The organism is Candidatus Cloacimonadota bacterium, from assembly GCA_020532085.1.
GTDB lineage: Bacteria > Cloacimonadota > Cloacimonadia > Cloacimonadales > Cloacimonadaceae > Syntrophosphaera.
The window spans coordinates 25,689-49,063 of record JAJBAV010000011.1 but is presented as its reverse complement, the minus strand read 5'-3'; the positions used below and the strand labels follow the sequence as shown (position 1 = coordinate 49,063).

The 23,375-nt window shown below is 55.6% G+C and carries 17 protein-coding genes and 4 tRNA genes; 16 read left to right on the top strand and 5 right to left on the bottom strand.

Going from position 1 to position 23,375, the window contains the following annotated elements; genetic code table 11:
- Positions 1–1,470: 1,470 nt before the first annotated feature.
- Complete coding sequence (locus tag LHW45_04430; GenBank protein MCB5284820.1) at positions 1,471–3,900, bottom strand: FAD-dependent oxidoreductase; 2,430 nt, start codon at positions 3,898–3,900, stop codon at positions 1,471–1,473.
- A 178-nt stretch (positions 3,901–4,078) separates the two neighbouring features.
- Between LHW45_04430 and LHW45_04425 the strand changes: the two genes are divergently transcribed.
- The 12 genes from LHW45_04425 (at position 4,079) to mltG (ending at position 13,734) form a co-directional block, all read left to right on the top strand.
- Positions 4,079–5,203, top strand: a complete 1,125-nt coding sequence (locus LHW45_04425; GenBank protein ID MCB5284819.1) for a M20/M25/M40 family metallo-hydrolase — start codon at positions 4,079–4,081, stop codon at positions 5,201–5,203.
- Between the two features lie 3 nt (positions 5,204–5,206).
- Positions 5,207–5,947, top strand: coding sequence for a 4-hydroxy-tetrahydrodipicolinate reductase (dapB, locus tag LHW45_04420; GenBank protein MCB5284818.1), 741 nt, complete (start codon positions 5,207–5,209; stop codon positions 5,945–5,947).
- Positions 5,941–6,717, top strand: a complete 777-nt coding sequence (gene dapF, locus LHW45_04415; protein MCB5284817.1) for a diaminopimelate epimerase — start codon at positions 5,941–5,943, stop codon at positions 6,715–6,717. The genes dapB and dapF overlap by 7 nt, the downstream gene beginning before the upstream one ends.
- Positions 6,705–7,340 (top strand): helix-turn-helix domain-containing protein, encoded by a 636-nt coding sequence (locus tag LHW45_04410; GenBank protein ID MCB5284816.1) that lies wholly within the window; start codon positions 6,705–6,707, stop codon positions 7,338–7,340. Before dapF ends, LHW45_04410 begins: the two co-directional genes overlap by 13 nt.
- Positions 7,341–7,453: 113 nt before the next feature.
- Positions 7,454–7,939: a ferritin family protein gene (locus tag LHW45_04405; GenBank protein MCB5284815.1), complete on the top strand. Its 486-nt coding sequence runs from the start codon at positions 7,454–7,456 to the stop codon at positions 7,937–7,939.
- An 8-nt stretch (positions 7,940–7,947) separates the two neighbouring features.
- On the top strand, positions 7,948–8,469 hold the full coding sequence (locus LHW45_04400) for a transglycosylase SLT domain-containing protein (GenBank protein ID MCB5284814.1): 522 nt from the start codon (positions 7,948–7,950) through the stop codon (positions 8,467–8,469).
- A 55-nt stretch (positions 8,470–8,524) separates the two neighbouring features.
- Positions 8,525–9,232: a hypothetical protein gene (locus LHW45_04395; protein MCB5284813.1), complete on the top strand. Its 708-nt coding sequence runs from the start codon at positions 8,525–8,527 to the stop codon at positions 9,230–9,232.
- A gap of 96 nt (positions 9,233–9,328) precedes the next feature.
- The gene (locus LHW45_04390) at positions 9,329–10,603 is read left to right on the top strand and encodes a bifunctional folylpolyglutamate synthase/dihydrofolate synthase (protein ID MCB5284812.1); all 1,275 of its coding nucleotides are present in this window, start codon (positions 9,329–9,331) and stop codon (positions 10,601–10,603) included.
- A 567-nt stretch (positions 10,604–11,170) separates the two neighbouring features.
- The gene (locus tag LHW45_04385) at positions 11,171–11,740 is read left to right on the top strand and encodes a hypothetical protein (GenBank protein ID MCB5284811.1); all 570 of its coding nucleotides are present in this window, start codon (positions 11,171–11,173) and stop codon (positions 11,738–11,740) included.
- The gene (locus LHW45_04380) at positions 11,724–12,311 is read left to right on the top strand and encodes a hypothetical protein (protein MCB5284810.1); all 588 of its coding nucleotides are present in this window, start codon (positions 11,724–11,726) and stop codon (positions 12,309–12,311) included. Before LHW45_04385 ends, LHW45_04380 begins: the two co-directional genes overlap by 17 nt.
- Positions 12,308–12,727, top strand: a complete 420-nt coding sequence (ruvX, locus tag LHW45_04375) for a Holliday junction resolvase RuvX (protein ID MCB5284809.1) — start codon at positions 12,308–12,310, stop codon at positions 12,725–12,727. Before LHW45_04380 ends, ruvX begins: the two co-directional genes overlap by 4 nt.
- The gene (gene mltG / locus LHW45_04370; protein ID MCB5284808.1) at positions 12,724–13,734 is read left to right on the top strand and encodes an endolytic transglycosylase MltG; all 1,011 of its coding nucleotides are present in this window, start codon (positions 12,724–12,726) and stop codon (positions 13,732–13,734) included. The genes ruvX and mltG overlap by 4 nt, the downstream gene beginning before the upstream one ends.
- 45 nt (positions 13,735–13,779) lie before the next feature.
- Here the strand turns inward: mltG and LHW45_04365 are convergent.
- The 4 genes from LHW45_04365 to LHW45_04350 form a co-directional block, all read right to left on the bottom strand.
- Positions 13,780–13,853 (bottom strand) — tRNA-Gln (locus LHW45_04365).
- A gap of 16 nt (positions 13,854–13,869) precedes the next feature.
- Positions 13,870–13,944 (bottom strand) — tRNA-Gln (locus LHW45_04360).
- Positions 13,945–13,954: 10 nt separating this feature from the next.
- Positions 13,955–14,046, bottom strand: a tRNA-Ser gene (locus LHW45_04355).
- 25 nt (positions 14,047–14,071) lie between these two features.
- Positions 14,072–14,157: transfer RNA gene (locus LHW45_04350), tRNA-Ser, on the bottom strand.
- 140 nt (positions 14,158–14,297) lie between these two features.
- Here LHW45_04350 and LHW45_04345 point away from each other — a divergent pair.
- The 4 genes from LHW45_04345 to LHW45_04330 all read left to right on the top strand — a co-directional run bounded on the left by LHW45_04345 (position 14,298) and on the right by LHW45_04330 (position 23,303).
- Complete coding sequence (locus LHW45_04345; GenBank protein MCB5284807.1) at positions 14,298–15,440, top strand: protein kinase; 1,143 nt, start codon at positions 14,298–14,300, stop codon at positions 15,438–15,440.
- A gap of 6 nt (positions 15,441–15,446) precedes the next feature.
- Positions 15,447–15,866 (top strand): DUF2752 domain-containing protein, encoded by a 420-nt coding sequence (locus tag LHW45_04340; protein ID MCB5284806.1) that lies wholly within the window; start codon positions 15,447–15,449, stop codon positions 15,864–15,866.
- 3 nt (positions 15,867–15,869) lie between these two features.
- Positions 15,870–16,691 carry a GNAT family N-acetyltransferase gene (locus LHW45_04335; protein MCB5284805.1) on the top strand — a complete coding sequence of 274 codons (822 nt, stop codon included), beginning with the start codon at positions 15,870–15,872 and terminating at the stop codon, positions 16,689–16,691.
- Between the two features lie 309 nt (positions 16,692–17,000).
- Positions 17,001–23,303 carry a choice-of-anchor J domain-containing protein gene (locus tag LHW45_04330; protein ID MCB5284804.1) on the top strand — a complete coding sequence of 2,101 codons (6,303 nt, stop codon included), beginning with the start codon at positions 17,001–17,003 and terminating at the stop codon, positions 23,301–23,303.
- The last annotated feature ends 72 nt before the right edge of the window (positions 23,304–23,375 follow it).

The following is a 23,375-nucleotide window of genomic DNA, read 5'->3' as shown; positions in this document are numbered from 1 at the left end:
CTGTCATTCCGGGGAGGCGTGCGCCAGCACGCGGGGACCCGGAATCCAGGTTTGGCGGGAATAGCCAGTCCCGGTCCCAAATCAGGGCGGGGTCGATACAGACGCGGTCTGCATCGACACCCTCTGAGGGCATTACCCGTAAGGTCTGGATTCCGGGACCTCGGGGGTTAAAACCCCCACCCCGGAACGACAACTCGGGGTGGAGTGGGGGATGTGCCAACAGGGCATTACCCGTAAGGTCTGGATTCCGGGACCCCGGGGGTTGAAACCCCCCACCCCGGAATGACAACTCGGGGCGGAGTGGGGGATGTGCCAACAGGGCATTACCCGTAAGGTCTGGATTCCGGGACCCCGGGGGTTAAAACCCCCACCCCGGAATGACAGGTTTGGGCTATGTGGATGATATGGCTGGATTCCGGGACCCCGGGGGTTAAAACCCCCACCCCGGAATGACAGGTTTGGGCTATGTGGATGATATGGCTGGATTCCGGGACCCCGGGGGTTAAAACCCCCACCCCGGAATGACAGGGCGGGGCTATGTGGATGATATGGCTGGATTCCGGGACCTCGGGGGTTAAACCCCCACCCCGGAATGACAACTCGGGGTGGAGTGGGGGATGTGCCAACAGGGCATTACCCGTAAGGTCTGGATTCCGGGTCCCCGGGGGTTAAAACCCCCACCCCGGAATGACACCCAGTGGGTGTTTGAATTGACAACGCCGGGAACTCCTGCCGGCTATAACTCCAAGATGCCCAAAGCCGCCAGGACAGGAGACGGAAGGCGGTGGCTTCGGCCACCGTTCCTGGGTATCAGCGGCCAGGGGGATACGATCTCCGGCGGTTTCAACCGCCGGCTAAAAATTGGTATAGCCCTCCGCCATCAAATTACCGCAAATTATCTCAGATTCTCAGGGCCCTGTAACTTGCCAACCCGCATCAGTTCAGGGTTTGGAGGTCAGATTCTCAAAATAACAGCACCCCCACCCCCGGAGGAGGGAAACAGGCCAGGTACCTGGAGCGGGAGGAAGGAGAGAGGTCAGGTATCGGGAGCGGGTGGAAAGAGAGAGGCCAGGTACCGGGAGCGGGTGGAAAGAGAGGCAAGGCAGGGTAAGGGAATGCTCTTTATACCATAGGTATAAATATAACATAAATATAAAATTATATAATAATATATTAGTATATATGTATATATCATTAGATGATAGCATCATTGTTGATGCAAGTTGCATCAAGCAGGTGTGCCCGTGCCGCCAGGGGGGCGGGGGTGCTGTTATTTTGAGAATCTGACCTCCAAACCCTGAACTGATGCGGGTTGGCAAGTTACAGGGCCCTGAGAATCTGAGATAATTATGATCATTTGAGAGCAGCTGTAAGCTCCCGACCTCGCCGCGCCGTGAGCTTCGCTGGTGTGATCGACCCACGCCGTGAGCCTCCGCGAGGCGATATCAAGGGCAGCGTGAACGGGCTGCCTCACTCACTCATATAAAGCGCTCCGGCGAAGCAGAGTTTGGTGCAGAGCGAGCAGCCCACGCATTTGTCCTTGTCGATCACGGGGAGGAGATCTTCGTCCAGGGTGATGGCCAGATAGGGGCAGCGGGTGCAATTGCCGCAGTGGACGCAGAGTTCGGGAGTGAGGGTGCTGCTTTTGGTCTTGGGGGGCAGGTCCATGAAATCGGTGATGGGAGCAGGTTGGGCGATGCCGATCAGTTCCTTCACGGAAGGGATGTTTTTGGCTTCCAGCAGGTGGGAGAGGCCCAGCTTGAGTTCGGCGATGATGCCGTAGCCGTATTTTTCGGCAATGGTGCAGAACTGCACGGTGGAAGCGCCGAGGGCCAGGAAGTTGGCCGCGTCGAGGTAGTTCATCGCGCCGCCGTTTCCGGAGACGGTGACGCCTTTGCCGCAGGCCCGGGCGAGGCTCAGATAGCTGATGGGTACGACACCTTCGCCGCTCATGCCCACGATCACGCCCTCATCCCAGGCGACGCCTTCCTTATGCCGGAAACCGAGGCAGGGGAAGGTGTTGGCGAGGGTGACGCCGGCTTTTTTACCGGGATACCTGTCCAGGACGCCTTTGACGGCTGTTATGATGGGCTGGATGGCCGTGACAGCGCCGGTTAGCTTGAACAGCTTGGGCACTTCGGGGTCGCTGATCTCCATCACCCAGCCGATTATCTTCGCCGTCAGTTCCGGGTTTTGGGCCACGATGTCGCCGTGGGTGCCGTCTCCGCCCTGGGGACAGGAGAGGCTGTATTCTATGCCCATGGCTCCGGCGGCCTCCAGCTTTCTGGTGTTGGCCTGCCAGACGGCCTTGTCCGCGGCGTCGTTGCCGGTGACGGGCCCGCCGGTGGAGGCCAGGGTCAGTTTGTCCGGATACTCTTTGATGAGGCGGGAGATTTCCTCGCACACGCGATCCAGGGGATGGTCCGAAACGTTGTCGCAATTGGCGAAGGTCTTATCACCCCAAACCCACATGTATTCGCCCGGGATGTGGATCTCGAGGCCGTCGAAGGCGGTTTTCATGATGCCCCCGGCCCAGCCGGCCTCGTAGGCGAGCTTCATCTGCTCGTAGCCGTCGGTGGGCGGCGCGGCGGAAAGCAGGAAGGGCGAATCGAGGGGGCGGCCGAAGAAATCGGCTTCCAGGGGCACGGGATGTTTGTTCCAGCCGAAGACGGGAAGGCAGCTTTTGGTGGGCTTCGGCGGAAGTTCATAGTGGCTGGAGCGCAGGGCGGAATCGACCTCCAGGGCCGCGTTCTTGCCGGAGGCGACGGCCTCGACGACGGTGGTGGGGCCATGGGCCTGGTCGCCGCAGGAGAAGATCCGCTCGCCCTGTTCATGGAGGATGGGGCGGTTGCCCACCGCTATCACCACAAGGTCGAAAGGACGCTCCAGTTCGCCGGAACCCTCTTCGTCCCTGATCTTGGCAGGGTGGAAGGTTTCGCCGGCGGGCAGCTGGACGCGCCTGGTTTTGATGGCCACGGTTTTGCCCGCGGAGTTGACTATCTCGCTGATCCGGGTGCGGGGGCTGAATTCCACCCCGGCTTCCACCAGGCCTTGCTTTTCGTCTTCGGTGAGGGGCATTTCGTGCCAGGCTTCCAGGGTGATAAGTTCCACGTGGGCGGCGCCGCGCAGTTTGGCGGTGAGGGCCTGGTCCGCGGCAATGGCCCCTCCCACGAGGGCGATCCTTTTTCCCTCAAAGAGCCAGCAGCCGGGGTTGCGGAGGATGTCCAGGCCATAGATGGCGCTGTCATCGCCGGGAATGTTGAGCCGGATGGGGTCGTTCAGACCGCCGGCCTGCACCACGGCGGCATAGCCGGAGGCCAAAAGCTCTTTCGCGGTGGGAGCGCCCTGTTTAAGGTGGTTTAGCTGGAAAACCTCGGTGAGGAAGAGCAGATCGGCGGCGAGGATGCCGGGGTCGAGACGCCGGGAGGGGATGAGGCCTGCCTGGCCGCCCAGGGGCTCCGGGTCAAAGATATCCACCTCATAGCCAAGCTGGGTGAGGGTTACGGCCGCGCCGATCCCAGCCGGTCCGCCGCCCACGACGGCAACTTTGAGGCCGTTTCTGAGGGCTGGCGTGAACTCCGGCAGCTGGCCCAGTTCATGGGCTTTGCGCACGATGGCGGCCTGGACCTCGGGGATGCGGATGGGAGTGTCGAAAGTTTCGCGCGAACAGGCTTGAACGCAGTGGTAATCGGGGCAAACGCTGCCGCAGATCCCCCCCAGGGGATTGCTGGAGAGGATGATCCCGGCGGCGCGTTTGAAATCCGAGGGCAGGCCTTGGGCCGCGGCCATCATGAAATCGGCCGGGGAGCAGTCGCAGGGGCAGGCTGTCTGGCAGGGTTTTTCCGCGCAGTATTCGCAGCGGCGGATCTCGCTAATGAGCTGGGCGTGGGTCAAAAACATCTCTATGCTCCTTGTGGGGTTGTTTCAGGAAGAAAAACCATTAGCCGGCAAAAGGGGATATCCGTCAATGAAAACTTGTGGCAAGGCGGTGAGGAGGCAGGCACGCAAATAGTTTTTGACAAAAAAGCCAAAGGCAGAATAAATGGCGTGACAAGCAATAATCTTTATGGAGACAAGCATGCACGACGATGTGATCAGATACTTTCTGGAACTGGTGGCCATCGACAGCGAATCGCGCGATGAACGAGCCGTGACCGACCGCCTCAAAGCCGACCTGGCCGAGCTGGGAGCGGATATCCTGGAAGACGACGCCAACACTTTCACCGGCGGCAACGCGGGCAATCTGCACGCCCTGATCCCAGGCCGGGCAGACCAAAAACCCATCCTCTTCTGCGCCCACGCGGACACCGTCAAACCGGGCCTGGGCGTGAAGGCCTCCATCACCGAGGGCCGCATCCACACGGATGGAACCACCGTTTTGGGCGGCGACGACAAATCCGGCCTGGCCGAGATCATCATGGGCATCCGGGATGTGGTGGAAAGCGGGGAACCGCACGCCCCCATCGAGGTATTGGTAACGGTTTCGGAAGAGATCGGCCTTTTGGGCGCGAAACATTTTGACAAGAGCAAGCTGCGCTCGGCCTTCGGCTATGCCCTGGACGCCCACCGGGTGGGGGACCTGGTGGTGGGAGCGCCGGCCCAGAACTCGATCCGGATGGTGATCACGGGCAAGGAAGCCCACGCGGGCGTGGAGCCGGAAAAAGGGATCAACGCCATCCGCGTGGCCGCCGAAGCCATCGCCGCCATGCCCCTGGGCCGCATCGACCATGAAACCACCTGCAACGTGGGCATTATCTCCGGCGGCAGCGCCACGAACATCGTTCCCAACCGCGTGGAGCTCAAGGGCGAAGCCCGCAGCCACAATCCGCGCAAGCTGGAACAGGTAACCGCGGATATCCGCCACGCCGCCGAAAGCGCCGTGCAGAGGCACAACTACGATTTTGGCGCGGCAGCCCTGGAATGGGAATCCAAACAAGAATACGCCGCGTTCCGCGTCGGCGACGGCGAGGCCGTGGTGCAGCTGGCCCTGGACGCCCTGAACGATCTGGGGATCAAAGCTGAGGTGACCGTGGGCGGAGGCGGCAGCGACGCCAACATCATCAACGCCGCCGGCCTGCCCATGATCATCTGCGGCACCGGCATGAACAAGGTGCACACCGTGGCCGAAGACATCGAAGCCGAAGAACTGAAGCGGGGCGCGGCCTTCATCGCCGCGCTGATCCGCCGCCATGCACAGAGGTGACCGATGCTGGAGATAAGCTTGATCGGATACGGGAAGATGGGACACATGATCGCCAGCCTCGCCGAGGCGCAGGGCTGCCGGGTGCGCTCCATCATCGATCCCAGCCAGGCAGGCTGCGAACGCGAGATCAGGCCGGAGATCCTGGCCGACGTCTGCATCGATTTCAGCCTGCCGGACACAGCCCTGAACAACATCCGCCAGGTGGCCGCCGCGGGAAAGCACATGGTGGTGGGAACCACCGGCTGGCACAAGCATCTGGACGAGGTGAAGGACCTGGCCGAACGCCACGGCACCGGCATTCTCTGGGGCGCCAATTTCTCCATCGGCATGAACCTCTTCACCCGCGTGATCCAATATGCCACCTCCATCTGCGACAAATTTACCATGTACGACGTCTGCGGCTGGGAAATGCACCACAACCAAAAGGCGGACAGTCCCTCCGGCACGGCGATCCAGCTGGCCGAAGCCATCCTGCGGGAAAGCAGCGTGAAAGATGAAGCCGTTTACGACAAGCTGGACCGCCGCATCCTCAAGAACGAGTTGCACTTCGCCAGCCTGCGCGGTGGTGCAGTGCCCGGCACCCACAGTGTGATCTTCGATTGCGAGACCGACAGCCTGGAACTGAGCCACCGGGTGCGTTCCCGGGCCTGTTTCGCCACCGGAGCGCTGCAGGCCGCGCAGTGGATCTCGCTGCGCAAGGGTTTGTACAGCTTCAACCAGATGATGGAAGACCTGCTATGCTGATCCCCTTTGGCAAGATCCAGGCCCAGGGCAACGATTTCGTGGTGCTGCAGCTTTTGCACACCCGGGAAACCTCGCTGCCGCCGGACGCCCTCGCCCGCGACATCTGCGACCGCCGCACCGGCGTGGGCGCGGACGGCCTGGTGCTGTTGCTGGCCGAAGCTGGGGCCGACGCTCGCATGGTGATCCACAACAGCGACGGCAGCCACGCCCTGATGTGCGGCTCCGCCCTGCGTTGCTGCGCTTCCCTGCTGCACAGGCTCACCGGCAAGGCGGAGCTGCGGATCGCCACCGCCAGCGGCCTTAAAAACGCCTCCGTGCGGGATCGCCAGATCAGCGTCAATCTGGGCAAACCGGTGCTGCAAGAGAAGGACCTTGACCTGGAGGGGGTGACCGGAACGGTGGTGGAGGTGGGGAATCTGCATTTCGTCTCCTTCCAGGCCAGGCTGCACGGCCAGGAACTGGAAACCGGCCCGCGCCTGGAGCGCCATCCGCGCTTCCGGGAGGGGGTGAACGCCGAATTCGTGCGCGTGGTCTCACGCCTGGAGATCGAAATGAAGGTCTGGGAACGCGGCGCGGGGGCCACCCAAGCCTGTGGGACCGGCGCCGTGGCCAGCGTCTTCAGCGGCATCAACAAAGGCCTGCTGGACAATGAGGTCTGGGTGAAGATGCCCGGCGGGGCGGTGCATGTCGCGCGCCTGGAGAACGGGGAATTCATGCTCGCGGGGACTGTGGAACACACTTTCAGTGGAGTTTACCAATGGAAAATCTAGGCTCGCATCTACAAAAATTGCGCGAGGAAAAGGGCATCGACTACCAGAAGGTTTTCGAAGACCTGCGCCTGCGGGAGGACCAGCTGCGGCTGATCGAGGAAAACCGCTATTTTGAGCTGGGGCATTTCGGCTTCGCCAAGGCCATGGTCCACAAATACGCCGGCTACCTGGGGGCCGACCTGGACGAGGTGATGGCGGAATTCAGGGTGATGGTGCCGGAAAACACCAAGAAACAACTCGTCCGCTCCAGCGGGGATAAATCCGGCAAGATCATGCTCTCACCCAATCTGCTCTGGCTGCTGGGCATCATCCTCTTCGTGGTGGTCTTGGGTGCCATCCTCTGGCATGCCAATAACCAGGGTTGGCTGAAAACCCCGGAATTTTTGCGCCCTGCCGCGGCTGACACCACGGTGGCGAGCGAGCCCCAATTGCCGGCGGAAGAGGCGAAGGAACCAGCCGTGGATCCCATGCGGGAAGTGCAGAAAGAGGTTACCAAAGCAGCTGCGGTCCAGGCGGCGGACCCGGCCCAGCCGAGCCAGGCGGCACGCCAGGCGGTTCAGGACAGCACCGACCATATCGGCGAACTGATGGGCCCTTCGCAGGTGAACGTGGGCCTGGAATGAACGGGACTGCGTAGCCCGGAAACCAGGGCGGTTTTGCACTTTCAGCTTGACAAATACGCTCCCGGTGAGCATACTGTCTGAAATCAAAAAAAACATATCCAACTGGAGGAAAAATGCCAGCTTTCTCGATCAATGAGATCATTGAAATGGCCGTGCAGATCGAACGCAACGGCTACGCCTTTTACCAGGAAGCCACCAAACGTAAGGACCTGGACGCCAAAAGCATCGAATTCATCGCTTTTTTGCGTGACCAGGAACTGGACCACGAAAAGACCTTCATGGCCCTGCGCGACGACGCGGACATGCAGGATCTGGAACTCACCCAGGACTGGGAAATGGTTTCCGCCTATCTGAAGACCATCGTGGACGGCCGGATCTTCAACAGCGAGGAATCCGCCATCCGCAAGGCCACCGAGGCCACGGACATGGCCACCCTCGTGGACAACGCCATCATCTTTGAAAAAGACACCCTGCTCTATTTCCACGCCCTCAGCGACAGCATTTCCAACCCCAAGGCCCTCATCGCCCTGAGGCGCATCATTAACGAAGAAGTGTCTCACGTGTTGCGGCTGAACGATTTCAAGAAAGGCCTGGCCTGACCGAAACCGTGCCTTCCGCCAAAAAGAAAAGCAGGATCAGGAGGATCATCTATTTCCCCCTGGTCCTGCTTTTGGTGCTTTTGATCCTGGTTTACAACCCCATCTCGGTGAGGTTGATGACCCTTAGCGCGGCTGTGGTTTACGGCCTCGACCCGGGCATTTTCTACCGGCTGATAAACACGGAAAGCCGCTTCCGCAGTTTCGCCGTTTCCCCGGCCAAGGCCATCGGGTTGGGGCAGGTGCGCGAATCCACCGCCAGCTACGTGCACATGAGCCACAGGCGCGGCATGCTCTATTTTCCGCCTTACAACCTCAGCATCTCGGCCCGCTATCTGAACTACCTGCGCGAGCGCTTCGACAACAACTGGACCCTGGTGCTGGCGGCCTACAACTGGGGTGAAAGCAATGTGGGCAGGCGGATGCGAGGCATCAGGATCGACCCCGAGGCCGATTACCGCGAGCGTTTTTCCGACATCCGGGAAACCTACGGCTACATAAACAAGATCATGCCGCCAGCAAAAAAGGCTTGACGTGATTGGGCGGCGTAAAATTATTAGAAAAACTATATCTTTTCAGGAGTTACTCATGTTGAAAAACCAACAGGGAAGCGTGCTTTTCTGGGTGCTGAGCGCCATTCTGGCCATCGCTCTGATCGCCATCCTGGCTTTGTCCGGGATGTTCAACCTCGATCCGGAGAAGAATACCAACGATTGCACCACTAACATGAAAAATATCTGGGTGGCAGCCAACGACTATGTGCTGGAAACCCAGCAGGACTTCAGTGGCGACCTCGACCAGCTGCGCAACGCCATCAAACCCGGCAGCAAACAACCCTACCTCAGCGAGGAGAAATACTGCCCCGAACTGCAGGGCGAGAAAACCCCGTACCAAGTCTTCGGCAAACACCTTTACGAAGTGATCGACGGGGATACCAAACACTATTCCGGCATCCTGGTCTTCTGCCCCAACATGCTTGACTTTCCCACCCACGTTTTGGACAAGAATTTCTACGACAACATGAGCACCACCAAACTCCAGAATGTGATGATAGCCGATCTCGCGCTGATCGACAACTTTGCCAAGAACAGCGCCAAGATCAAATCCGAAGAGCTTCAGAAGTATCTGAACTATTGGAAAAACACGCCTCACCAGGAATTCACCGCCGCCAACGGCGATCCGGCCATCATGCAATGGCGGCAGTCGCTTGCCCCGGAGATTCCCAACCCGGAAGAAGCTTTTCCGGATGACGCTTCCGCGCAGGAAACCGCTCCAGCCGAGCCTGAGATGGAGTAGCCGGGCCTGAACGGACATGGATGTTACCCCGCGGCAGTGGCAGACAAGCCCGCCGCGGGGAATTTTTTGCCCCCCAGCCAAAACCAAGGAATAGCTTTGCAATATCAGGAATTTTTGGACCACATCTACCGGAAATATTCCGGCAACGTCAAGCTGGAACTGAACCGGATGAAACATCTGCTGGACGCCATGGGCAATCCCCAGGGCGATTTGCGCGGTTTCCACGTGGCCGGCACCAACGGCAAAGGCAGCGTTTGCGCCACTCTGGAAGCCCTCTGCCTGGCCCACGGGCTGAGCACCGGTCTCAACACCTCGCCCCATCTGATCGATTACACCGAGCGCTTCCGGGTGAACGGCCATGATCTGCCCTTCGAGCGGATCCTAGACACTTTCCACCGGTTGGAGCCGCTGTTTGAAGAGTGGGACGCCTCATTCTTCGAGATAACCACCGCCATCGCCTTTCAGATCTTCCGCGAGGAAAACCTCCACAGCAACGTGATCGAGGTGGGCCTGGGCGGCAGGCTGGACGCCACCAATCTCTTCACTCCGAATGTGGCGGCCATCACTACCATTGGCCTGGACCACGTGAAAACCCTGGGCGGCAGCCTGGAACTGATCGCCGCTGAAAAAGCCGGCATCATCAAAGCCGGCGTGCCGCTGGTGCTGGGGCGCATCCCGGCTTCGCCGCGGCGGATAATCCTCGCCCGCGCGATCGAGCTGAATGTGCCCTTCCATCTCCCCGGCCGGGATTATTGCTTCCGCATCACCGCCCGCCGTCCTACCGGGCTGCGCTTCGATTACAGCTTTGGCCACCATGTTTACCGGGGCCTGAAGGCCAACCTCATCGGCGAACACCAGGCTGGCAACATCGCCCTCGCCCTCACCGCTTTCTTCGTTTACGCCGATGCCCGGGGCATCAGGGTCTCGGCCACCAAAGTGCGCCGCGCCCTGCTAAGCATCAACTGGCGTGGCCGCATGCAGGTGCTGGGCACGGCGCCGGTGATCATTGTCGATGGCGCGCACAACGTTCAGGGCGTGGAAGCCATGCTGAAAACCCTGCGCCGGATCTGGCCCCACCGCCGCTTTCGTTTTCTGGTCTCCATCCTGGCCGACAAGAATTACGCCGAAATGCTGCGCCTGATCTGCCGGAACGCGGAGAAGATCTACTTCGCCCAAAACGGCTCCGACCGCGCCGCCACCGTGGCCGAACAGGCCGCCGAGGCGATCAGGCACGGGGTGGAACATGTGGCCGCGGATTCCGTGGCGGAGGCCTTCCGGATCGCCCAAGCAGAGCTGAAACCCGCGGATATCCTGGTCTGCGGCGGCTCGCTCTACACCGTGGGAGAAGTGCTGGGCTGCCATAGCACATAAGATTCCTGGCATTTCCATTCCCTACGCATTTACGGATTTTCTTGGGCTGTTGTTTTCCGTGGCCTGTCCGATTCTCTCTGGGTTTCCTGTTTTCACTCATCTTCCTTGTACGCCAGGAAACATATGGCTTTCTTTCACATCGGGTGGGTGAAGCCCAGCTGCGGAATACGTTGGCGTGAGGGCGAAGTGGCCGAAGACCCTGTGTAGGAGCGAAACGCTGCCCCTCTGGCCCTAAAGGCCATTTCCCGGGTCCCGGACCCGCCTCCCGCCTGATGGCCGCGTTTGATGCGATGATCAGGCGGGGGGCGTGGGAGGGGGATGGTAGCGAGCGCTCAAGGCGTGACTGACAGGACATGGCGGTGGGGAAGCATTTCTGTCACTTCCAGGCTTTACCCGTCCGGTTTTGAAGAAAGCCGATCATGTCCCGGGCGTCCGGCTAACCGATCCCAGAAATTGCTCTGTTGGCTCTTTCTGCTTCCTTCGCGTCTCTGGAGTGGAACAACCTCTGTCAGATCCCCAGCCCAAATTTATGTTGACACGAATGGGAGGCTCGGTAAAGATGAAATCATGAGAAATATCGCCATACTCCTCACCATGATGCTGGCGCTGTCCGGCTGCGACCTTTTCCGCCTGCGGGAATCGGAACCCCCCGTGGAACAGGCCCCCTGGAGCAGCTATCCCACCAATTGGGACCTCTGCCTGCAAAATCTGGAGTATTGCTTTGAAGACAGCCGCAACGCCGTGAAATACTCCGGGCTGTTCACTCAGGATTTCAGTTTCCGCTTTGCCGCGCAGGATGTGAACGACTACAACCTTCCCGCCTCCTGGAACGCCACTCAGGAACAGGACATGTTGCTCAACCTTTTCAGCCAGACCCCCGGCCTGGACAACGCAACGGTCACCCTCACCCCGCTGGCCGCCCAACCCGACGAGATCGGCTCCACGGAGGCACGGATCTTCCGTCAGTACGAGCTTGGGGGTTTTCCCGCCGTGGCCGGCGCCACCGGCCCTTACAAGGGCAACCTGGAGATCCAGCTGCGCAAATCCGGCGCTTACTGGTACATCAGCAAATGGTTCGATTACCGCACCTTTGCCAACCCCACCTGGGGCAGGATGAAGCATGGCTTCTCGCAATAGGCTCCTCTTCCTGCCGTTGCTGGCGCTCATCCTGCTGCTCTCCAGCTGCTGGAATCCTTTCCATCCGCCGCTGATCGACAATTCCGACGGCACCTTGCGCTTCGGCACCCCCTTGGAGGTTCTGCAAAGCCTGGAACTGGCCTACAAGGAACGCAACATCAACATCTACAAGGAGTTGCTGGCCCCGGATTTTCGCTTTGAACTGATCTCCAGCGAGGTGGGCCTGATCGGCATCGACGTGAATGGAGACGGCATCCGCGATTCCTGGTGGGGCTACGACCAGGAGGTCATCTCCACCGAAAACCTCTTCACCAGCGGTTCCACCGACGGCAGCACCCCCGCTCCGGACGACCTCTACCTGCGCCTGCAGATACCCCCGGAAGTCAATTGGGAAGAGGATCCTGAGCTTGGCCATGAAGACTGGGTGGTGGTGCCCGCGCCCTTTGACCTCAAGCTGAGCTATTATTCCTCCAATTCCATGCTCACGGCCAGCGGCATTGCCCGCTTCTATCTGAAACCGGCCAACAACCGCTGGTACATCGCCATCTGGAGGGATGAATCGAACCTGTGACCCCGCCGGGACGCGTCCTGGCCGTGGATTACGGCAGCAAGCGGGTGGGCCTGGCGCTCTCGGACCCGCTGCGGATCTTGGCCAAACCTTTCAAAGTTATCCCCAATGAAGGTTTGGCCGGCATCCTGACCGATCTCAAGGCCACCATCGCGGAGCAGGGCGTGACCCTGCTGATCTGCGGCATTCCCTACGCCATCGAGGGCGGCGACACCCCCAAAACCACCGAGACCAAAGCTTTCCTGGCCAAACTGGCCGCCGCGCTGGAGGTTCCCGTGATACCCTGGGATGAACGCTACTCCACGGACGAAGCGGTGCGAGAACTCATCAAGCTTGGCTACGGCTGGAAGCAGCGCCGCCCGATCCAGGACGCCATGGCCGCCGCCATGATCCTCAAAAGTTATCTGGAAAGCCTGTGAACCTGCCTCCCCGCCTCAGGCCTATCCTGCGCTGGCTGCCGCTGGCCTTGGCCCTGGCCCTCCTGCTCAGCTTGCTCGGCAGCCTCTTTCTGCCCCTGAGGTCCGACCAGATCGCCATCCGCATCAGATCTGGCGACAACGCCGCCACCATCGGCCAAAGGCTCAGGGAAGGCGGGATCATCCGCAGCGCCAGGCTGTTCAGGATCATGGCATCCCTGCGCGGCACCGACCGGCGCCTGATCGCCGGGACCTATTCCCTGGGCGGCAACCACAGCCTCTTCCAAACTCTCAGGCTGCTGGAAAAGGGCAATGTCAGCGCCGTCAAGATCACTTTCCCGGAGGGGCTCTCCCTGCACAAAACCCTGCAGAGGATCGAGCGCAGCGGCCTGGCCGGATATGCTGAACTGCACCAACTGGCCACGGATTCGCTGTTTGTGGAAAAGCTCACCGGCTTTAGCGCTCCCAGCCTGGAGGGATGGCTCTATCCCGAAACCTATTTTTTCCCTCTGGATGTGGGCCCGGAGGAGATCCTGCGCCAGATGGCGGAGCAGTTTTTTAGCCGCCTGAGCAGCGCTGGGATCGATCCCGCCCACACCCAAAACTTTTTCCAGCTGCTCATTCAGGCCAGCATTGTGGAAAAGGAAAGCAATTATGACGACGAGCGGCCCCTGGTGGCCAGCGTGATCCGCAACCGCCTGGAGTCCGGGATGAGGCTGGAATCCTGTCCCACCGTGGATTATGTGCTCGAGCGCCAGGGCGTGAAGAAACCCGTGCTCTCCATTCAGGATACCCAGATCCAGTCGCCTTACAACACCTACCGCAATTTCGGCCTGCCCCCGGGCCCCATCTGCAATCCCTCCGTTTCAGCTCTCAAAGCCGTGCTGGAACCGGCCCAGACGGATTATTTTTACTTCGTGGCCGATCGCAAAGGCCGCAACGACTTTTCCGCCACCGCCGACGAACACATGCGCAAAGCGGCCGCTTACAAGCGCGCCGAGTGGGAATAAACTCCCTTTAAACCAAAAACCCCGGCGTTGAACCGGGGTTTGAAGTGGCTGGGATGGAAGGATTTGAACCCTCACGTACGGATCCAGAGTCCGCTGTCCTACCATTAGACGACATCCCATGGGAAACTTTGAAGTTGGCTGGGCAGGGAGGATTCGAACCCCCGGATGGCAGGACCAAAACCTGCTGCCTTACCGCTTGGCGACTGCCCATTGCAATATCTGGCGGAGAGGGAGGGATTCGAACCCTCGGAGGGCTTTTGACCCTCACACGCTTAGCAGGCGTGCACCTTCAGCCAGCTCGGTCACCTCTCCCCTTTCGGGATCACACTATATTTTTTGGCGGAGGATGAGGGATTCGAACCCCCATGGGCAGAACCCGGCGGTTTTCAAGACCGCTGCCTTACCAATTAGGACTAATCCTCCACAAGCAAGTTTTATCCTTGAATTTGCAGACCCCTTTTTTGTCAATCACTTTCTTCCCTTCCCGTTCCGCCCCATCTTTTGCTTGACAGAACTTCCGCCCCGCCCAGCTTTTCCTCACCAACGTTTTCTGAGGAGGTTTGATGCTGGTACCCGGCTCCATGATTTCCAACTACAGGGTGGAAGCGCTCATCGGCAAAGGCGGCATGGGCGAGGTTTACAAGGGTTTCGACACCGCCCTGAACCGCCCCGTGGCGATCAAGGCCCTCAACCCCGAGCTCACCACCGACACCGATTTCGTGCAGAGATTCCGCAACGAGGCCAAGATCCAGGCCAGCCTCAACCATCCGAACATCGTCAGCCTCTACACCCTCAGCGAGGAATTCGGCACTTTCTACATGATCCTGGAATACGCTTCCGGCGACACTCTGCGCGAATTGATCGCCCGCATTGGCCCCATCCCCGAAAAACGCGCCCTGAACATCCTCAGCCAGGTCCTCAGCGCCCTCAGCCTCGCTCACAGCCACGGCATCATCCACCGCGACATCAAACCCACCAACATCGTCGTGGGCGCCAACGACCAAGTGAAGATCCTCGATTTCGGCATCGCCCGCCTCATCGGCGACAAAGGCCTCACCAAAACCGGCCAGAACGTTGGCACCGTCTATTACATGAGCCCGGAGCAGGTGCGCGCTGAAAAGGACCTCGACGGCCGCTCGGACATTTTCAGCCTCGGCGTCACCTTCTTCGAAATGCTGGCCGGCAGGGTGCCTTACAACGTCGAAACCGCCAGCGATTACGCCATCATGGACGAGATCGTCAAAGAACCCGTTCCCGATCCCCGCAAATATTACGAATTCATCTCCGACAACTCCGTGCGGGTGCTGCGCACCATGGTGGCCAAGGACAGGGAGCAAAGATTTGGCAGTTGCGACGAGGTTTTGCAAGCCCTGCAGGGGGATTTCCGCCTACCGGAACCACAGGTTTTTGAGGCCCATCTGGCCGCGCCTCAGCCTTACAGCGCCGCCGGGCCGGAAATTCAGGCGGGGCCGCCTCCCAAAACCTACATGGCCGAGGCCATTCTGGTAACCCTGTTTTGCTGCATGCCCTTCGGAGTGGCGGCCATCGTCAACGCCGCCCAGGCCGGTTCCGCCATCAAACTGGGCGATCTGGAAAAAGCCCGGGCCGCCGCCATCAAGGCCAAATCCTTTGTGAACACCTCATTCTGGCTCGGCCTGGTGGTGGGCATCATCAGCTTCATCGCCAACATCGGTTCCAACCTGTAAGCCGCAATGCCCAAAAGACAGGCGTTCAAAGCTTTTCCCGTGCTTACCCGCTTGCGCGGGGTGGATTTCGCGAACCGTTTCGTTATCCTGGGCCTTTTTCTGCTGTTGCTGGCAACGCTTACGGTGGTCGATCCCACCGCGGCCAACCCCCTGCCCCGCTGTCCCTTTCTCAGCCTCACGGGCCTCAGGTGTCCCGGCTGCGGCTCGCTGAGGGCTGTGCGCGCCATCCTGGAAGGTGATTTTCTTCAGGCCCTGCGCTTCAACGCCCTGGCCGTGGCCCTGCTGCCGGCCGTGCTGCTGGCCTTGATCTACAGCGCCCTGTGGAACCGGGACGCGCTGGCGGAGCTCCGATCGCGTTGGCTGGGCTGGGTCCTCGCGGGTGGGATCATCCTGTGGTGGATTCTGCGCAACGTTTTGGGGTGGTGAACCATGAATTTTGAGCTCGACAGCTGCTTGATCCGGCCGGCCACCAAGGCCGACAGAGACGATCTGATCAGCGTTTCCAAAGGTATCTGGGGCGGCACGGACTATCTGCCCAAAGTGATGGACCGCTGGATCTCTGAACCCTGGTTTCTGGTTTGTGAATACCAGGGCCACGTGATCGCCTGCCTCAAGCTCTCGCTCTTTCCGGACCAGGTGCTGTGGTTCGAAGGCTTGCGGGTGCGTTCCCGCTATCAAAACCGCGGTGTGGCCACCCTCATGAACCGGCATTCCTTTGCCCTGGCCCACGATCTGCGCCGCGCCGGCAAGGTGCGCTCCTTCGAATTCTGCACCTACTATCTGAACAAGGAAAGCCTGCACCTTACGCAGAAACTGGGTTTCAAGGTGGTGGCCACGTTCTGGCAACTCAACAAACGCGGCATCAAGGCCACCCGGGAACCCAAGCTGCTGCCGCGGGTGGACCTCAAAGCCTTTCGCCACTACGGAAAGTACATCCCCTGCGCCTGGCAAAGCCTGCATCACTGCCCGGACGCGCTGCCCTTCCTGAACCGCCACGGCCGGCTCTTCCAAACCCCGCGCGCCACCTACTACCTCGGCGGAGGCCACGAACCCCACCTCACTTTGCTGGAAGCCCCCACCCCGGCCATCAAAGAGGACCTTCCCTATTTCCAGCACTTCTTCGGCAGCCGTAAAAGCTATGGGGTCATCGTGCCGCCGGCCTTCAAGGACTCCCTACCCCTGCTGCAAAGCCTTGGCTTCCACTTCTGGGAACGTGAGGTGGCGGAAAACATGCTCATCCTGAAGATGTAGTTTTCCCAGCCCTTGGTCCCCAGGTTCGCTGATCAGGAGCGGCCGGGAACGGGAAAAGGATTCTGAACGTGATTACCGAGGAAACGAGAGGAAGAAGATAAAAATGATGCAAATGGCTGTTATTGAGGCCATGCTTTCGTTTTTTTGCGTGTCGGTGTCCAGAAAACCTTCGTTTTTTAGACTGAAGGATGTCTTCGGTCTGCAGCTTGCCCACAAAGGTTTAAAGCATGGAAAAACATGATTATGAACCCAACTATCTGTCTCTCTCCCCAACAAATATCTTGACACAAATATGCGCTGCGAGTAACTGTGAAACAAGAAGTTTATTCAAATGTGGAGGATCGTATGAACACTAGTTGGATTAAATTCTGGCTTTTCTTTTTTATGCTTGGTGCTGTGGCTGCACATGCCCTGGTAAGCGAATATGGATTTACAAGTGCTATTGGCGCTTACACTGAGATTACCGGAGGTACAGTCCTGGGCACAAGTGCCAATGATAATGAGAGCTTCAATTCTTTACCCTTGGGGTTCTCGTTTCATTACAACGGAATTACTTTCTCCGAAGTCAGTGTGCAGACCAACGGATTTCTGGCTATGGGCGTGGAAGTACTGAACACCTATCTGCCCTTAAGCTCATCAACAGGATCCAACAATGTTGTGGCTGCCCTGAGCAGAGACATTAAAAGCCGGGAAGACGGAGAACTCAGCTATCTTCCAACAGGAACCGCCCCCAACCGGGTTTTCACAGTCCAGTGGAAGAACTATCGCCGCATCCCGTCTTCATGTGCCCCAGACATTTTTAACTTCCAGATACAACTGCATGAAAACGGCAATAGGGTTGTATTAGCCTACGGTGATTTCACTGCGGTCGATGCCTCTGTGGCATGGACCGTCCAAGTTGGCTTGAGGGGAGAATCAAGCGCGGACTTTAACAACCGTACTACTACCACGAACTGGTCAGCCACTGAGGCGGGCACGGCCAGCAACGCTTCCTGCCGGATAACTTCATCAGTCTTTCCTGCAACTGGTTTGGTTTTTATCTTTTCCAACTTACCTCGGCCAGCTCAGGATCCATTACCTGTAAACCTGGCAACTGATATTTCACCTGAAACCAGCTTCAGTTGGAATCCTGGAATTGGTACGATCATCGGATACAAAGTTTATATTGGAACTAATACGCCTCCCTCAAATTTAGTTAATGGTATCATTCAATCAGATCAAATTTACATAACAGACCTATTGTTGAGTTTCAATACTGTTTATTATTGGCAAATTATTCCTTACAATAACTATGGTGAGGCGTTAGAGTGTCCAATTTGGAGATTAACCACCCATAGTGATCCTGAGATAGTCGAGTTGCCATACTTACAAAACTGGGACGCAGTATCAGTTCCTGCTCTGCCTTACGATTGGACCAAAATCATAGAATCAACATCCACAAGCGCCACCGTGAGCACCTACTCCTCTACTACAAACGCCCACAGCCAGCCAAATACAGTTCGCCTCTATAATTCAAGCGATGCTGAAGCAAATCTCATCTTGGTGGGGCCGTCTTTAGCTGTAACATTACCGGTTAACTCAGTACGTGTGAAGTTCTGGGCCAGATCCAGCGGAACGGGATACCCACTATCTATCGGTGTGCTAACTGATCCCACAGACCCCTCAACATATACCGATGTGCTTAGCTTGCAACTCACCACTACCCTTAGTGAGTACGTGGTCCCGTTTTCAGGCTACACAGGAAACGGTACTAATATAGCATTTAAGCATGGTCTTGGAGGAACAGGTCGATACATATATGTGGACGATATAGTGTTCGAACATAACGTTGCCAATGATCTCGGCTGCATTACGCTTAACGGAAACGCAACCCCCTCGGTCGGTGAATCAGTAATCTACCAAGCGATAATCTTCAACTGGGGTACTGCCCCTCAGAATGACTACACAGTAAAGCTATTGGATGGGGATGAGGTGGAACTGGCATCCGCTACTGGTGTTGCATTTGCTGCAGGCACTTCTGTCGAGATACCTCTGACTTGGACACCAATTGATGAGGGTTCTATCGTACTCAAAGCTAAAGTCTTACTTATCGGTGATTCCTTTACTGCTAACGACCTGAGTCAAGATCTGAATATTCTAGTAGTTCCTGCGGGAGCTAACATTGTTACTATAGGCAACGGAACGTCTGCCAATACGGCTTCAGGATCACCAACCCCTTATGGCACATATTATAAAAATTTTCGTCAGCAGTATCTTTATACAGCTGATGAGATAACCGCTGCAGGGGGATTACCGGGATTGGTAACGTATATAAGCTTCAACGTTCTGTCTGTTAACGACTGCTCACCTATGTCATACTATTCAATTAGGATGAAGCAAACAGAGCAAAGCTCCCTGAGCACAATTTTTGAAGTGGGAGAATACACCCAAGTGTGGAACCAAAACAGTTACATGCCTATCATCGGCTGGAACACACACCAACTAACAACTCCTTTTATTTGGGATGGAAGCTCAAATCTGCTGGTGGATATAGTGACATCTATGATCCCGGGAAACTTTACGCAAAACGCTTCTGTTTATCATACTGAAACGACGGGCACCAACACCTGCCTGCGCTTCCAAAGTGATTCAGTTGATGCCTCAACCGCTACCACAGGAACTGCTTCAGTGAATCGAGCCAACATCCGAATAATCAACCAAGCTATTGACCCACCCAATCCAGTATCTATAGTGTCTCCGGCTGACAATGCAATTAATGTGCCCCTCTCCGCCCCTCTCAACTGGTCAAGCGACGATATGTTCCTAACTGGTTACAAGGTTCATTTCGGACTATCAAATCCGCCGCCTCTTGCCCAGAACACAGGTTCTTCAACATATGATCCAAACTTAACTTACAGTACAACTTACTACTGGCAAATCATTCCTTTCAATGCAGCAGGAGATGCAAGTAATTGCCCAGTATGGAGCTTCACAACACAACCAAACCCAGAAGTAACTATGCTCCCCTACGCGCAAAATTGGGATCAAGTGACTGCACCTGAATTACCATTTGACTGGACAGCAGTTATCCAATCTGTTTCTTCAGATGCCGTTGCAGGAACTCGAGCCAGCACCATTTACTCTTATAGCCAGCCAAATTGTGCAAGACTCTACAATCCCAATGACGCAGAAGCAATCCTAATCCTTGCCGGTCCTCCACTCGCTGAATCAATTAGTGTAAGCGACATAATCCTTAAGTTTTGGTCTCGAGGTGGAGGAGTCAATTTTCCACTTTCAATTGGGGTTATGACAAATCCAACTGATCCTGACACTTATATAGAAACACACAGCCTAACCGTAACCACCAACCTAACTGAATATATGCTATCTATGCAGGACTATTCTGGTCCAGGTTCATGCATCGCATTCAAGCACGGTTTGGGAGGAGAAGGCCGCTCCATCTACATCGACGACATTATGTATGAAAGACATGAGCCTCCTTTGGTAACTGCTATTATTCCTGATGTTTTGATAAATATGAATAGTCAATTCGTTCTTGACACTGTGGAGACATATTTCTATTCATCTTTACCAGGCTTGCATTATGAGATCATCGACAACGAATACGTAGACACACAGCAACTAGCAGATGGACAATTGTTGCTGATCCCACAGCAGAACTGGTATGGGACCACAATTCTATCAGTTGAAGCCGTGGATATGTGCGGGTGGGTTGCCGAGCAATCAGTGGTTTTAACTTCAAGAGAAACATGGATGTCATATGAGACGTTTAACAATGAAGGGGTATTACCCGACGGATGGGGTTCTCTGCACTCTGGGACCACAACTTTCCCCTGGCAACCCATCTTGCTAGGAGATGACAATTACGTGATGAAGACAATGGCTACCGTTGGGGGCACAGTTAATGAGCGTATGTTATCTTTTCTCCATGATTTAACTGATTACAAAGAAATTCAGGTTTCATTTGATTCGGAATTCCTACCTTATAGTGATGGACTTGGCTCTTTTGCGTACACATTGAATAACGTAAGCTACACAGTAGTTGATGCTTATTCTACAAGTCACACTGGTTTAAAAACTTATTCAGTTCCTGTGTTAGATGGCAAATCTTCGGTGAGGTTTCGTTGGCTTTACAGCAATCCTAACGCTAACATTGGGCAGGATAATTTTTGGACTGTAGACAATTTCATTATTAGTGGTTTAGTTAGAGACACACAAGTCCCTTCTCCCGTTGGAGGTTTGCACCTTATAGTACAGGATAACAATTCTGCGATGCTTGGTTGGGATCCGAGTTATGATACGTATTTTGGGAAATACGAACTATATATTTCTACCGATAGTGTTGTCGATAATTCAGATCAATTATGGTCGGTATTCCAAGATTCCGAACTCCGATTCATGCCTACGACACAAACAAACATCACACCTCTTGAACATGGAGAGTATTGGATAGCGATCAGGGCTGTGGATCAGAGCAATAACGTATCGCAGATGTCAGACCCTGTTTTTGTATTCATTGATAGATCGGGTCCAGTGTTTACAGATCCCTTACCTGCCGGACAACCAGAGCCTGATTGGTTTGGTGGTAGAGTAGCTTCTATAGGATGCAAAGTTTCAGATTTTAACTTGATAGATCCAAACTCAATACAATACAGATATGATAAAAACGGCAATGGAATCTATGATGAATCCGAAACTTGGTTGAATATCTCCCGGCTTGAACTATATGACACTAATAGAGATACCTTGGACATCAATGTAGATGTTGAATATGATACAGATGGTTCGTTGCCTTTTGAATTCAGGGCTGCGGATATCTATGGTAACGTTGGTTATAGCGGGATCAATGAATCCGAAGGCATTGTTGACGATTGGGTAGTCCGCATAGATAGCACGCCTCCAGTTATCTCAGATCCAGTTCCAACAAACCAACCTGATCCCGACTGGATGACCAGAGAAGTCGTCTTGGGATGCACAGTAAGTAACTCGCATGCTATAATCAGCGTTGAATTCCGTTATGACCGTAACGGAAATGGAGTATATGATTTTGACGAATCTTGGCAAAATGTTGACAATTTTGAATATGCGTCTTGTATGCTTAATATTCTTCAGTCGGTAATATTTGAGGCGGATGGCCTATGCAGATTTGAATTCAGAGCTCTGAATGCTCTGGGAAATATTGGTTACAGCGGAGATCAAAATGCAGAAGGCATCAATGACGACTGGTTGGTTAGGATTGACACAACAGCGCCATTATTCGTTAACCCAGTTCCGGCTAACCAGCCCGATCCAGTATGGATAGACTCGATGGCAGTAATAATCGGCGCTACAGTCCAGGACATGAATGCCATATCCGAGATGCTGTTCCGATATGATGCAAATAGAAATGGCGTTTATGACGATGACGAGTCCTGGCAACAAATACAACGGCAGAAACTGCTATCTACCCAGAGTGACTGCACAGTTACAATCCAGCTAGACCTAACTAGTGACGGCCATTATTGCTTTGAATTCAAGGCAATAGATAACCTTGGAAATATCGGCTACAGTGGCAACCAAAACATTGAAGGAATCAATGATGATTGGCTTGTGCGAATCGACACTACAGCGCCGCAATTCTTTAACCCTGAGCCTGAAGGTCAGCCTCTACCTGTTTGGAGCAACACGACGGATCTTGTTATCGGGGCTTTGATGTCTGATGCAAGTGGCATTAGTAATGGATCAGTTATGTATCGCATTGACGAAAACCAAAATGGTGTCTACGATCCAGAAGAGGCCTGGCAAGTGTCAGACCCTGTTAAGAGCAATGTTGTGCGAAACGCGCAGTTTGGGGTGATTATTCCTGTTTTTGTTACTTCAGATGGCATTTACAAATTTGAACTCAAGGCTACCGACCTCTGCGGCACTATTGGCTTTAGTGGCCTAACTAATACTGAGGGTATTGATGATGATTGGGTTTTCAGAGTGGACACCACACCGCCCGTTGATATCTCCAGCTTCTTCGTGCAGGATGTGTCCGATACCACAATCTTACTTACTTGGTCTGCTTCCAGCGATCTAAACTTCGCTGGTTACATGATCTACTATTCAAACGAAGCGGACGTAAGCGAGGCAGATATGCTTTGGGATAACTCAAATGATCCTGTTCTGGCTTATGCAGGCGAAGGTTTGGTGTTCTCCACAGTTGCCGGTCTTGAGCCTGCAACACGCTATTACTTCCTGCTTCAAGCAACTGACGAAGCAGGATGGGTTACCCAACACCCTGTGATTGTGACAGCCATGACCTCATCTGCATACGAACCTCAGGTGCCACAACATCTGAGTATCAGTGTGCAGAATGAAGTGTTGAGCATAGATTGGGATGACGTTACTCAGGATATCATGGGTAATACCATAACGGTCAGTCATTACGAGGTACATGTGAGCGACCAACCATACTTCGACTGCTCATTTGACACATTGTTGCAAAATGTGGAATCCTCCCAGATCATTATGGAAGGCCTTACGGAATATGCTGACCGGTTGTTCTTCAAAGTGATAGCCGTGAGTGGGGCAATCAGGCACCCAATTGTTAAGCATAAACTGATAAAAGGTACTCAAAAAATACCATAGATTTTCAAATTAATTTTTAACATGGGACGATCGCAAGGGTTCACCACAACAATACACAAGTCAAGACATCTG